7 protein-coding genes and 1 pseudogene are annotated in these 12,951 nt (G+C 72.8%); 4 read left to right on the top strand and 4 right to left on the bottom strand.

The annotated features are described in order from the left end of the window. Positions 1-1,017, bottom strand: coding sequence for an aspartate-semialdehyde dehydrogenase (locus tag ACFYO9_RS16050; RefSeq protein WP_358705283.1), 1,017 nt, complete (start codon positions 1,015-1,017; stop codon positions 1-3). A 189-nt stretch (positions 1,018-1,206) separates the two neighbouring features. On the opposite strand from ACFYO9_RS16050, the gene ACFYO9_RS16045 reads away from it, so the two are divergent. After that, positions 1,207-1,749 carry a sigma-70 family RNA polymerase sigma factor gene (locus ACFYO9_RS16045; RefSeq protein WP_355808197.1) on the top strand — a complete coding sequence of 181 codons (543 nt, stop codon included), beginning with the start codon at positions 1,207-1,209 and terminating at the stop codon, positions 1,747-1,749. Between the two features lie 2 nt (positions 1,750-1,751). Next, entirely contained in the window at positions 1,752-2,498 is a 747-nt protein-coding gene (locus ACFYO9_RS16040; protein WP_358776041.1) for a hypothetical protein, read from the top strand. Positions 2,499-2,631: 133 nt separating this feature from the next. Here ACFYO9_RS16040 and ACFYO9_RS16035 read toward each other — a convergent pair whose 3' ends face one another. Further along, complete coding sequence (locus tag ACFYO9_RS16035) at positions 2,632-5,934, bottom strand: S8 family serine peptidase (RefSeq protein WP_358776039.1); 3,303 nt, start codon at positions 5,932-5,934, stop codon at positions 2,632-2,634. A 256-nt stretch (positions 5,935-6,190) separates the two neighbouring features. Here ACFYO9_RS16035 and ACFYO9_RS16030 point away from each other — a divergent pair. Beyond that, positions 6,191-6,625 (top strand): annotated as a pseudogene (locus ACFYO9_RS16030) (NUDIX hydrolase); the annotation flags it as partial. A 487-nt stretch (positions 6,626-7,112) separates the two neighbouring features. Then, the gene (locus tag ACFYO9_RS16025) at positions 7,113-8,909 is read left to right on the top strand and encodes a TIGR03767 family metallophosphoesterase (protein WP_355808205.1); all 1,797 of its coding nucleotides are present in this window, start codon (positions 7,113-7,115) and stop codon (positions 8,907-8,909) included. A gap of 45 nt (positions 8,910-8,954) precedes the next feature. Here ACFYO9_RS16025 and ACFYO9_RS16020 read toward each other — a convergent pair whose 3' ends face one another. Together ACFYO9_RS16020 and pepN are read right to left on the bottom strand one after the other, a co-directional pair. After that, complete coding sequence (locus ACFYO9_RS16020; protein ID WP_358776037.1) at positions 8,955-9,998, bottom strand: hypothetical protein; 1,044 nt, start codon at positions 9,996-9,998, stop codon at positions 8,955-8,957. Between the two features lie 267 nt (positions 9,999-10,265). Beyond that, the gene (gene pepN / locus ACFYO9_RS16015; protein ID WP_358776035.1) at positions 10,266-12,842 is read right to left on the bottom strand and encodes an aminopeptidase N; all 2,577 of its coding nucleotides are present in this window, start codon (positions 12,840-12,842) and stop codon (positions 10,266-10,268) included. Positions 12,843-12,951: the final 109 nt, after the last annotated feature.

Here is a 12,951-nt window from a genome sequence, read left to right as displayed (position 1 = left end):
TCAGCCCTTGAGCTCCGCGGCGACCAGCTCCGCGATCTGCACGGCGTTCAGCGCCGCGCCCTTGCGGAGGTTGTCGTCGGAGATGAAGAACGCCAGGCCGTTCTCGACCGTCTCGTCCTTGCGGATGCGGCCCACGAACGCGTCGTCCTTGCCCGCGGCGACCAGCGGCGTGGGCACCTCGGTGACGACGACGCCCTCGGCAGAGGAGAGGATCTCGGTGGCCCGCTCGGGGCTCAGCGGCCGCGCGAAGCGGGCGTTGACCTGGAGGGAGTGGCCGGTGAAGACGGGCACGCGGACACAGGTGCCGGAGACCTTCAGCTCCGGGATCTCCAGGATCTTGCGCGACTCGTGGCGGAGCTTCTGCTCCTCGTCGGTCTCGTTCAGGCCGTCGTCGACGACGGAGCCCGCCATCGGCAGGACGTTGTACGCGATCGGCGCGACGTACTTGTCGGGCTCGGGGAACTCGGCCGCCGTGCCGTCGTGGGTGAGCTTCGGGGCGTCCTCGCCGACCTTCTTGACCTGCTCGAAGAGCTCCTCGACGCCGGCCAGGCCGGAGCCGGAGACCGCCTGGTAGGTCGCGACGACCAGCGCTTCGAGGCCGGCCTCGGCGTGCAGCGGCTTCAGGACCGGCATCGCGGCCATCGTCGTGCAGTTCGGGTTGGCGATGATGCCCTTGGGGCGGTCCTTGATCGCGTGCGGGTTCACCTCGGAGACCACGAGGGGGACCTCGGGGTGGCGGCGCCAGGCCGAGGAGTTGTCGATCACCACGGCGCCCTGCGAGGCGACCTTCTCGGCGAGGGCCTTGGAGGTGGCGCCGCCGGCCGAGAACAGCACGATGTCCAGGCCCGTGTAGTCGGCCGTGGAGGCGTCCTCGACGGTGACACCGTCCAGGACCGAGCCGGCGCTGCGGGCCGAGGCGAACAGACGCAGCTCCTCCACCGGGAACTTCCGCTCGGCGAGGATCTTGCGCATGACCGTGCCGACCTGACCGGTGGCTCCGACGATTCCGACCTTCACAGGGACTTCCTCCGTATGTGCGTGCGGCCCGGTGACCCCGGCCTGGGCTTGCTCCATCATGCGTCTGTCCAGGGCCGCGTTGTCCAATCCATTGTCCGGGGTGCGGGACGCCACATTCGCGGGCGGCCGCCGTGAACGTTCCGGGCCGCCCCGGCGTCGTAGGGGAAACGCGGGGACGGGAGGGGCACATTGCTGCGCAGAAAGGCGCGCCGCGCGCCGCAGGCGGGGACGGCGGCCCGGGGGACGGATCCGCTGGACGCGGCCCAGGAGGACCGGGTCCGCGCGGTGCTCGCGCTCGGCGGTGTGCCGCACGGTGACCTGTCCGACGGGGTGCAGCAGGTCCGCCTGAAGCTCCTGGAGCGGGCGGCGGACGGGCGCGAGGCGCCGCGTGACGTGTCCGCGTGGGCGGCCGTCGTCGCCTCCAACCTGGCCATGGACTGGCACCGGGCGCGGCGCCGCCAGGAGCGGCTCGGCGAGCGGCTCGCGGTGCTGTGGCGGGAGGCCGGCGACGAGGACGGCGCGGAGGCGCGGGCCACCTCGCTGGCCGTCGCGCAGGGCCTCGGCGAGCTGCCCGCCGCCCAGCGGCAGGTGGTGGTGCTGCGCTTCTACGCGGACCTGCCGGTCCGGGCCATCGCCGAGGAGCTCGGCATCCCGGAGGGCACGGTCAAGAGCAGGCTGCACACGGCGGTACGGCTCCTGCGGGCCCGCCTGCACGAAGGGGAGGTGGTGTGAGGGTGCCGGAGAACGACCTCGACGCGCTGATGCCGGCGATCACGGGCGAGCCCGCGCCGGCCGAGGCGCTGCGTGACCCCGGCTTCGCCGCCGAGCACGCGGCGGCGGCGGCGGACGTGGCGCTCCTGCGCGAGCGGCTCGGCACGCTGGGCGCCACCTTGGCGGCCGACCCTGGCCCCGGCCTCGGGTCCGCGCCCGCCCTCGCGCCGCCCGGACGGATCCGCGCCCGGCGCCGGTCCACCGTCGCCCTCGGCGCGGTCGCCGCGACGCTGGCGGCGGTGGTGGTGGGCGGGCTCGGCTGGCTCGTGGTGGACGCCGGGCAGGGCGGTGGGGGCGACCGGGACGCGGCGCGGGGCACGGCGTCCGACGGCAAGCCGGGCCGCGCGGGCGGCGGCGATGCGGACCTCAGCCCGGAGGGCTTCGTCGCCTGCTCGCGGCTGATCGTGGAGGGCACGGTCACGGCGGTCGACCCGGTGCCGGGCGCCTTGCAGGACCGGGTCACGGTCGACGTCACCCGGTACCTGAAGCCGGCGTCCGGGAGCGACACGGTCAGATTCCCGATGGACCGTTACGCCGAGCCGCGCCTGCGCCGGGGCGACCGCGTCCTGGTCACCGTCGACAAGGGCTCGGCGGAACCCGCCAACTGGGCCGTCGGCACGGAGCGCGACCGCCTGCGCACGATGATCCTCAAGGCGCTCCCGGCCGCAAGAAAGATCACCTGCGGCTCGGCCCCGGGACCGGGCGACTGAGGGCCGACCGCGCCCCGACGACGGGGCCGACCCCACCCCCACGCCCCCCGGACGGGAAAAGTCCCGCCGAAACGCTCGCTGACGCGGCATCTCGGCGGGACTTCTCAGTGGCGTCCGCCGGGGCGGACAGAGGTTACGGCGTGACCTTCTCGACCTTCACGCTGCCGCTGCCCGCCGCCGTGCCGCCCGCGTTCAGCAGGGACACCTCGCCGAAGAGCTCACGGCCCGCGGCGGCCGGGGCCTTCGCCTCGACCTGCGCGTCGACCTTCGCCGACGCGCCGTTGGCCAGCTTCACCGTCTTCGTCTCGTCGACGGTGACCTTGCCGAGCGCGTCCGAGAAGAACACGTCCCGGTAGTCGTACGCGGTCGTCCCGGACGGCACCGAGTAGCCCGTCACCTCGATCGTGTACGTACCGGCGGCGGGCTTGGTCAGGCTGACCGACTCGTCCGAGTCGCCCTCCGCCGACGAACCCACGACCACGCCGTCCTTCTTGACGGCCAGGTCCAAGTCGGCGGCGATGTCCGCTGGCGCCCCGATGGCGGCGTCCAGACGCTCCGCGCCCTCGGGCACGACCACCTCGGTGGTCTGCGTCTCACCCTGCTTGATGCTGGGCCGCGCCGACTTCGCCGAGCCGAGCGAGCCGCCCTTCAGCTTGCCGTCGACGGCCGCGAAGTTGTTCGTCACCGTCCACGAGACGGGCGCCGGCGTGCCGACCTTCGCCTCGGGGACCGTCTGCACGGCCGGGTCGAAGGCGACGCCGAGCGCGGCGACGGTCAGCCTGTACGGGTTGTCGAGCAGCGGCGACGTACGGCGCGACTCGACCTCGATCTCCCAGACGCCGGCCTGCGGGTCCGGGTACGCCCGCAGGTCGGGGCGGCAGGTGTCGGCCGGATTCTCGTAGTTCGGGTAGCAGACGATCGACGAAGTGGAGTCGACCGGGACGCCGTAGGGGTGCACCGCGATGAAGCGGGTCTGGCTCTTGCCCTTCAGGCCGCCGAGGGCGACCTCAAGGGACTTGGCGCCCTGGGGCACGGTCACGAAGTAGGACTTCGTGCTGTTGCGCTGCGTCGAGCCGGACGCGGTGAAGGTGTACGCCGGCTTGGCGAGCGGCGCCGAGACGACGACGGTCGACATGATCTGCTGGTCGACGCCCTCGGTGCGCTCGTCGTCGACGGTGAGGATCGCGCTGTGCAGTCCGGCCGACTTCGCCTTCGCCTGGACCTTGACGGTGACCGGCTTGTTCAGGCCCAGTGTCACGTCGCCCTTGCCGAGGAGCTTGAAGGTGGACTCGTGGTTGTTGACCAGGTCGAGCTCGTGACGGATGCCGCGGTTCGGGCCCGAGGTGCGGGTGACCGTGACGTCGTACGTCCGCTTCTGGCCGGTCTTCAGGCCGCCCTCACGGTCGTAGATGCCGGTGCCGGGCTTCTTCAGCTCCTGGTCGAGGGCGGTGTCGACGGGGGCCTTCACCGTGTACGTGTGCGCCGTGGCGTCGTCCTCGATGGACTTCCAGGCGTGCACGACGTCGATGAGGCCGGTGCCCTGCGCGTACGCCTGCTCGCCGGGGATGTGGCGCGCGGTCGAGGTCAGCGCGGTGCGCAGCGTCGCCGGGGTGAGGTCGATCTTCTCGCGTTTGGCGGCGGAGAGCAGCAGCGCCGAGGCGCCCGCGGCCTGCGGGGACGCCATCGAGGTGCCCTGCAGCATCGAGTAGCCGGCCGGCAGCTTGTACCCGGCCTCGGCGACCGGGGAGCCCGGCAGCCAGGTCTGGGTGGTGTTGATGGCCGCACCGGGCGCGGAGATGACCGGCGCGAAGCCGCCGTCCTCACGCGGGCCGCGCGAGGAGAACGGCATCATCGCGTACTTCTTCCGCACGGCCGAGCCGTAGTTGGCGGCCCAGGTCTCCTTGGAGATGGCCGCGCCCACCGAGATGACCTTGTCGGCGAGGCCGGGGTCGCCGATGGTGTTGGCGCCGGGTCCTGAGTTGCCCGCGGAGATCACCAGCTGCACGCCGTAGGTGTCGATGAGGCGGTTGTAGAGCTCGGCGCGCGCGTTGTTGCCGTCGTTGAGCGCCGGGAGGCCGCCGATCGACATGTTGACGATGTCGACGCCGCGCTTCGTCACGAGGTCGATCATGCCCTCGGTGAGCGCGACGTTGGTGCAGCCGCCGGTCCAGGTGCAGGCGCGCGAGGAGACCAGCTTGGCGCCGGGCGCCGCGCCGTTCATCTTGCCGCCGAACAGGCCGTTGGCCGCGGTGATGCCCGCGACGTGCGTGCCGTGCTCGGACTCGATGACGCCGATGTTCACGAAGTCGGCCTTCTTGCCGACCCAGTCGCCGCCGTACGGGTCGGTCGGCACGTCCTTGCGGATCTCGACGACGAACGGGACGCGCTCGGCGACGTCGGTCGCCGGGTCGTCCTTGCCGAAGTAGGCGACCTGGTGGTCGTCCTTGTACGGCTTCATCGGCTTGTCGTCGGTGAAGTCGTTGTCGTCGTCCAGGTCGACGCGGACCGTGCCGGACGCCGGGTCGTACAGGACGCCCCAGCTGTCGGTGGTGTCGCCGTCGCGGTTGAGGTCGCCCTTGGCGTCGCCGCCCGCGGTGGCCGACTCACGGAAGCGGTTGACCTGGAAGGAGCCCGCCGGGGCCTTCCACGTCTCGCCGTCCCAGGTGAAGACGGGACCGGTGACGGGGTTGGTCATGCGCCGCCAGGTGCCGTCCGCGTCCACGATCGGGTCGGTCGCCGTCACCCAGTCGGTGATCTTGCGCTCGCCGGTGCTGGTCTTCTTCAGCGCGGGGTGGCCGAGGTCGATGCCGGAGTCGAGGATGCCGATGGTGACGCCCCGGCCGTCGGCCTTGCGGTGCTTCTGCACGAAGTCGACGGCGCCGGTCTCGGCGGAGGGGTTGTACGGGTTCTTCGCCGGGGTCCTCCTGCCCGGGCCCGGATACGTGCCGTGCGCCGCGGACCCGGCGCCCTTGGCGTGGTCGGCCGCCGGGGTCGGGTCGTCCAGTTCGATCTCGTGGCGCAGGTCGATGGCGTGCACCGACGACAGCGCGGCCGCGGACTTGATCGCGGCGTCCGCCGCGCCGGTCGGCACGGTCGCGCGGACGTAGCCGAGCTTGTCGTAGGTGCGGCCGACCGAGCCGCCCTTGACGGCGTCGAGCCGGCCGGCGACCTGCTCGGTGGCGCCGGGCGCGGTGGCGACCATCATCGTGACGGTCTTCTCGCCGGCCGCCTCGGCGTCGGCGAGCAGTTCGGCGTCGGCCGGACCGAGCTTGCCGGCCGCGGACTTGGGCGCGGGCACGGGGGACGGGGTGTCGTCCGCCGCGAAGGCGAGGGGTGCGGCCCCGGTCGCGCAGAGCGCGGCGGTCAGGCCGACGGCTATCGCGAGGCGGGGCGCGCGTCTCGCGCTCGTACCGGAACGGGAACTGGATCTGGGCATCGGCATCCCTGCGTGAAGGTCGGGAGGAGGGTCGATATCGGGCCGGAAACCGGGAAGTTCCGGAATCCGGGGCCGGATGACCGCTCAGCCTTACGCAAGTGACAGCTGTTTGGGGAGAGTTGTCCGAGCTGTGATCAGGGCGTGACGCAATTCCGCCAAGCGCCATGGCGGACAGATGAGTTCATAGCCGGACATGACACGAGGATGTCGCCCCTGACGGGCGGCGGAGAGCCGGGCAGGCCCTAGCGTCGACGGGGTGCATAAAGAACTGAGGGTGGCGGCCTACGCCGTATGCGTACGGGACGGCCGGGTCCTGCTGGCCCGCTGGGTGGCCGCGGACGGCGCCAGGCGCTGGACGCTGCCCGGCGGCGGCATGGACCACGGCGAGGACCCGTACGACACCGTCGTCCGGGAGGCCGACGAGGAGACCGGCTACGTCGTCGAACCGGTCGCCCTCCTCGGCGTCGACTCACTGCGCCGCCGCTATCCGCGCCGGCTCGGCGCCGTCGCCGACTTCCACGGGCTGCGGCTCGTGTACGAGGGGCGCGTCACCGGCGGCGCCCTGCGCAGCGAGACCGACGGGTCCACCGATCTCGCCGCCTGGCACCCGCTGACGGCCGTGCCGGACCTCGACCGCGTCGGCCTCGTCGACATCGGCCTCGACTTGTGGCGCACCCGCCCCGCCGACGGCCACCGGTCCGGCTCCGCCGGGGGAGAGCACACCACCGGCGAGGGCGACCGCACCGGCCCCGGCACCGGGCGCGGCGCGGCCCCTGCCGACGGTCGGCGCGCCGCCCCGGCCGAGGGTCACGGCTCCGGCTCCGGCTCTTGCGAGGGCCGCGGCTCCAACTCCGGCGACGGTCGCCGCTCCGGCTCCGCCGATGAACAACCCCCGGGCCCCGGCCCCGACGGCGCGCGCTGACCCCGTTCCCCGCCTTCCCTTCCCCGCGAGGTGAACACGGAGTGACCGCTTCCTCTCCGGCCGGAGAGGACCTCGTGACCGCGCAGGGTGCCGGGTGATCCACGTACGGTGATCGGCGTCGCGCGTTGCGGCCTCGTTCACGCACAGGTCACCCCCGCTGCCAACGATCCAGTACGAGCGGGAAGTTCGCCGGCCGCACCAGGGCCCGGGCCTCCCGCGACCACTGCCGACGCGTTCGCACCCGGGGAGACCGCGCATGCCGCGCATACGCTCTGTCGCCACCGCAACCGCCACGGCCGCAGCCGACGCGGCCTCCACCGTCGCCCGCCTCGACCGCCGCGCCTTCCTCGCCGCCACCGGGGCGATCACCGTCTCCGCCGGCGTCGGCTACGCGCTGGGCCCCGGCGCGGGCTCCGGCAACGCCGCACCCGCCGGCCGCGCCACCATCCCGCGCTCCCGGCCCGCCCCCGCCGCGCCCCTCGCCCCGTACAAGAACGGCACCACCCTGCTCACCGCCGCCGCCCCGCGGGGCACCACCGGCTACCGGCGGCTCGGCGACGGACCCGCCTGGCCGCGCGTCGTCCGCGGCGACCTGGCGCAGGCGCGGGCGGGCCGCGAGGGGCGGCGCACCGCGCTCGCCGCCTTCGTGCAATTCACCGACCTGCACCTCGTCGACGTCCAGCACCCGCTGCGCTACGAGTACTTGCGCGCCCAGACCGCGAGCGCCTGGCGGCCCCACGAGTCCCTGTCGGTGGCGGGCGCCGTCGCGCTCGTCGAACGCGTCAACGCGCTGCGCGGGGCGCCCGCCACCGGCGCGCCCCTGCACTGCGTCGTGACCACCGGCGACAACACCGACAACAACTCCCGGTCCGAACTGGACTGGTTCCTCACGGTGATGAGCGGCGGCCGCATCATCCCCAACACCGGCGACCCGCGCCACTACGAAGGCGTGCAGGACAGCGGGCTCGCGCTGTACTGGCACCCGGACGCCGCCCTGCGCGACGCCGACAAGCGGCGCGGCTTCCCGCGGCTGCACGGCTTCCTCGACGCCGCCGTCCGCGAGGTCAACAGCCCCGGCCTCGGCCTGCCCTGGTACTCCACGGTCGGCAACCACGACGCCCTGCCCGGCGGCTGCTGGGCGCCCCGGGACCCGTACTTCACCGAGTTCGCCACCGGCGGCCGGAAGCTGATGTCCCTGGACGAACAGCGCGGGGCCGCCCTCTGGAAGGCCGTCAAGAAGGGCCACGACCCCAAGGGCGCACACTTCAAGGAGCTGCTCAAGAGTGAGGCACGGCGGATGCGGAGCGTCACGCCGGACCCGTCCCGGGCGCCGTTCACCCCCGCCGAGTACCTGCGGGCGCACCTCGACCCGGCCCACAAGGGCCACGGCCCCGTCGGCCACGGCTACACCGAGGAGAACCTCGCCGCCGGCACGCAGTACTACTCCTTCCGCGTCAGCGACGACGTGCTCGCCATCAGCCTGGACACCACCGACCCCGGCGGTCACTACGAGGGCTCGCTCGGCACCGCCCAACTGCGCTGGCTGGAACGGGAACTCAAGGCCAACGAGCGGCGCGCCGGCGGTCCTTCGTACGTCGTGGTCCTCAGCCACCACACCAGCAGGACCATGCGCAACCTCCGCGCCGACCCGGGACACCCCGGCGAGCGACGGCACGGCGGCGACGAGGTCGTCGAACTCCTCGGCCGGTACCGCTCCGTCCTCGCCTGGGTCAACGGCCACAGCCACAAGAACGCCATCACCCCGCACGCCACCCCGCACGGCTCCTTCTGGGAGGTCTCCACCGCGTCGCACATCGACTTCCCGCAGCTCGCGCGGGTGGTGGAGATCAGCGACAACCACGACGGCACGGTCTCCGTCTTCACCACCCTCATCGAGTCCGCCGCCCCGCACCGCACGGACTTCACCGACCTCTCCCAGACGGGCCTCGCCGCGCTCTACCGCGAGCTCTCCTTCAACGCCCCCGGCGCACGGCCCACGTTGGGCGGCGAGCCCGGCGACAGGAACACCGAACTGATCCTCCGCAAGGGGTGAAGCGCAAGGGGTGAAGCCGGCCCCGCCGCGCCACGGCCCGCCGCGCTACCTGGGCAGCACCACGACATACGCCGCCGGTTCGCGGTCGACCGACGCCATCAGCGCCGTCCGCACCACGGTGGCCTGCTGCTCGACGGAGTCCCGCAGCTTCTTCGGCGTGACGTGCACGACGGTGATGCCGAGCCGCTCCAGATGCTCGCGCTTGCGGACGTACTCCGACCAGAGGGCGTCCTCGTCCTGGCGCGGGGCCCGGGTGTCCAGCTCCACGGTCACGGCGTGGTCGGGCCAGTAGGCGTCGACGCCGCCGAGGTGCGGGCCGCCGGGCAGCCGCAGATCGACGTTCCACAGCGGGTCGGGAAGCCCGTGCTCGGCCACCATCCGGTACAGCCGGTCCTCGGCGATGGCCCGCCCCTCGGCGAGCAGCGAGTCGACGGCGTCCACGACATGCGGCCGCGTGAGCAGCCGCGCCTCGTTCAACTCCCGCACGACCGCCGCCGGTTCGCAGTGCCCGCCGCGCACCGCCTCGGTGAGCAGCCGCCGCACCGCCTCCGCCTCGGCGAGCTGCGCCACGGCGTCGGCGAGCGCCCGCGGCACCGGCGCCACCGGAACTCCCGTGATCTGCTGGGAGGTCGGCATCGCCTGAGCGCGCACGAGCCGAGCGAACCCCACCGAACGCAGCCGCCGGGTGCGCGGCACCAGCACGTCGATGTGGTTCAGGGAGAGCAGCGGGGGAGCGGACGAGAAGTCGTGCAGGGCGAGCGCGGCGAGCCCCGTGATCATCGCGTCCGCGTACGGTGCGTGTGGCTCGCCCGCGCGGGGCTGGGCGGGCACGGCCCCGGCCGCACGGGCCGGCGGCCGCCCCGCGTACAGCAGCGCGCCGTGCAGACGCTCCTCGCTGGTCGGCGGCCCCGGGTGCAACAGGCAGACGCCCGGCAGCAGTTGCTGCCACGGTCCGCCGGGTCGGCAGTGCGCCCCGGCGTCCGCCGCGGAGATGCCGTGCTCGCCGAGCTGGGCGGTGCTCATGACGCGCAGCCGGACGTCGGCGAGGTGCGTGAGGGGGAGGGCGGAGAGTGGGGTGTTGTGGTTCATGACCCGGTCGTTCCCGCGCCCGACCACCGCGCTAACCGCTGTTACACGCCCGTCGACAAACCCGGACAAGCTCGCCCTAAAGCACGGGCGTTCGACGACCGATGAACACCGGCCCGCCACACGGTTCCTGACCTGCGGCGCGGCGCGGCGCGGCCGGAACGGCGGGGCGGGGAGAAGAGAGCGGGGAGGAAGGGAGCAGGGCGGGGAGAAAGGGAGCGGGGCGGCGACCCGCGGTCACCGCCGCCGCCCCCTCACCACGTCACCGCTCTAGCTCGCCGCCGCGGCGTCGCACGCCTGCGCCCGCAGCGAGCGGGCCAGGTCGTCCCGGGCCTCCAGGACCAGCCGGCGCAGTGCGGGCGCGCTCGCCTCGTGCCCGGCGAGCCACTCGTCCGCGGCCGCCAACGTCGCCTCGTCGCCCTGCAGATGCGGGAAGAGGCCCCGCACCACGTCCATGCCGATCTGGATGGACCGCTCGGCCCACACCCGCTCGATGGCGTCGAAGTACCGCGCGGCGTACGGCGCGACGAGCTCCCGCTGGGACGACTGCGCGAAGCCCGAGATCGTCGCCTCCACCAGGGCGTTGGACAGTGCGTCCGACTCCACCACGGCCGCCCACGCCTGGGCCTTGACCGCCGCGGAGGGCCGCGCGGCCAGGCACCGCACCTGGTGCCGCTTGCCGGACGCCGTGTCGTCGCGCGCCAGCTCCGCGGCCAGGACGTCCTCGCCGGCCACGCCGTGCGCGGTCAGCGGGGCGAGGAAGGCCCAGCGCAGCTCCTGGTCCACGTCCAGGCCGTCGATCTTGGCGTTGCCCGCCAACAGGCCCTCAAGCAGCTGGAGGTCGGCCGCCGAGGACGCCACCGTGGCGAAGAACCGCGCCCACGTCAGCTGGTGCTGGCTGCCCGGCGCCGCGATCCGCAGCTCCCGCAGCGCGCCCTCGGCGAGCGTGCGGGCGCCCTCCTCGCGCCAGCTCGGGGCGGCGTAGTGGGTGAGGGCGGAGTTGGTCCAGGCGTGCAGCATCTGCAGGACGCCGATGTCGCTCTCCTGCCCGGCGAACCGGAGCACCGACGCGATGAAGTCGCGCGCGGGCATCAGGCCGTCCCGCGTGAGACTCCACAGCGCCGACCAGCACAGGGCGCGGGCCAGCGGGTCGGTGAGGTCGCCGAGGTGCTCCCGCAGCGTCGCGAGGGAGTTCTCGTCGAAGCGGATCTTGCAGTAGGTCAGGTCGTCGTCGTTGACCAGGACCAGCTCGGGCGCCTCTTCGCCGGCCAGCTCGGCCACGACCGTGCGCGGCCCGTCGACGTCGACCTCCGCGCGGGCGTACCGCTCCAGGTCGCCGGCGGAGGTGCGGCGGTACAGGCCGACGGCCACGCGGTGCGGGCGCAGCTCGGGGTGGGACTCGGCGGCCTCCTGGAGGACGGAGAGCTCGGTGATGCGGCCCTCCGCGTTCAGGATGACCTGCGGGGTCAGGGAGTTGACGCCCGCCGTCTGCAGCCACGCCCTGGCCCAGCTCGTCATGTCGCGCCCGGAGGTCTCCTCCAGGACGGCGAGCAGATCGGCGAGGGTGGTGTTGCCGTACGCGTGCCGCTTGAAGTAGCGCCGCGCGCCCTCCAGGAACGCCTCCCGGCCGGCATAGGCGACGAGCTGCTTGAGAACGCTGGCGCCCTTGGCGTACGTGATGCCGTCGAAGTTGAGCTTGGCGTCCTCCAGGTCATGGATGGTGGCCGTGACCGGGTGGGTGGAGGGCAGCTGGTCGGCGCGGTAGGCCCAGGCCTTGCGGTTGTTGGCGAAGGTGATCCAGCCGTTGGTGAAGCGGGTGGCCTCCACCAGCGAGAAGCAGCCCATGAAGTCGGCGAAGGACTCCTTCAGCCACAGGTCGTCCCACCAGCGCATGGTGACCAGGTCGCCGAACCACATGTGCGCCATCTCGTGCAGGATGACGCCGGCCCGGCGCTCGTACGACGCCTGGGTCACCTTGCCGCGGAAGACGTACTCCTCGCGGAAGGTCACCATGCCGGGGTTCTCCATGGCGCCCAGGTTGTACTCCGGCACGAACGCCTGGTCGTACTTCCCGAAGGGGTACGGGTAGTCGAAGTTGTCGTGGAAGAAGTCCAGGCCCTGCTTGGTGACGAGGAAGACGTCGTCCGGGTCGAAGTGCGGGGCCAGGCCCTTGCGGCACATCGCGCCGAGGGGGATCTCCAGGCGGGTGCCGTCGGCGAGGACGCGCTCGTAGGAGTCCGTCACGTAGTGATAGGGGCCGGCGACGACCGCCGTCACGTACGTCGAGATGGGCTTGGTCTCGGCGAACCGCCATACGCCGTCGACGAGTTCGCCCACGCCGTTGGACCACGCGGTCCACCCGTCCGGCACCTGCACCTGGAAGCGGTAGGTCGCCTTGAGGTCGGGCTGCTCGAAGTTGGCGAAAACCCGGCGCGCGTCCGCCGGCTCGTACTGCGTGTAGAGGTAGACCTCGCCGTCCTCGGGGTCGACGAAGCGGTGCATGCCCTCACCGGTGCGGCTGTAGACGCACTGGGCGTCCACCACCAGTTCGTTCTCCTCGGCGAGGTCCTCAAGCGCGATCCGGGCGCCGTCGAAGACCTCGGAGGGGTCCAGGTCCTTGCCGTTCAGCGAGACCGCGGTGACGCTCGGGGCGATCAGGTCGGCGAACGTCGTGGCGCCGGGATCGGCGCTGCGGAACCGGATCGTGGTGACCGAGCGGAACGTGCGCGGCTCCTGACCGCTCTCGCCGATCGCCGACCGCAGGTCGAGGAAGACCTCGTAACCGTCGACGGAGAGCAGCGCGGCCCTCTCGCGGGCCTCGTCGCGGGACAGATTCTCACCGGGCACGGGCGGCACTCCTTTGTGACTCGCATGTCTGTGATTCGCCTGACTCGTACGAATGTCTACGATCCTCGCATGCGCCGTCGGCCCCCGACATCCGGGAATGCCCTGATGC

It is taken from the genome of Streptomyces sp. NPDC005863 (genome assembly GCF_042871345.1).
Taxonomy (GTDB): Bacteria; Actinomycetota; Actinomycetes; order Streptomycetales; family Streptomycetaceae; genus Streptomyces.
Note: the sequence above shows the minus strand (reverse complement) of the source record. Positions and strands in the feature narration are given on the sequence as shown.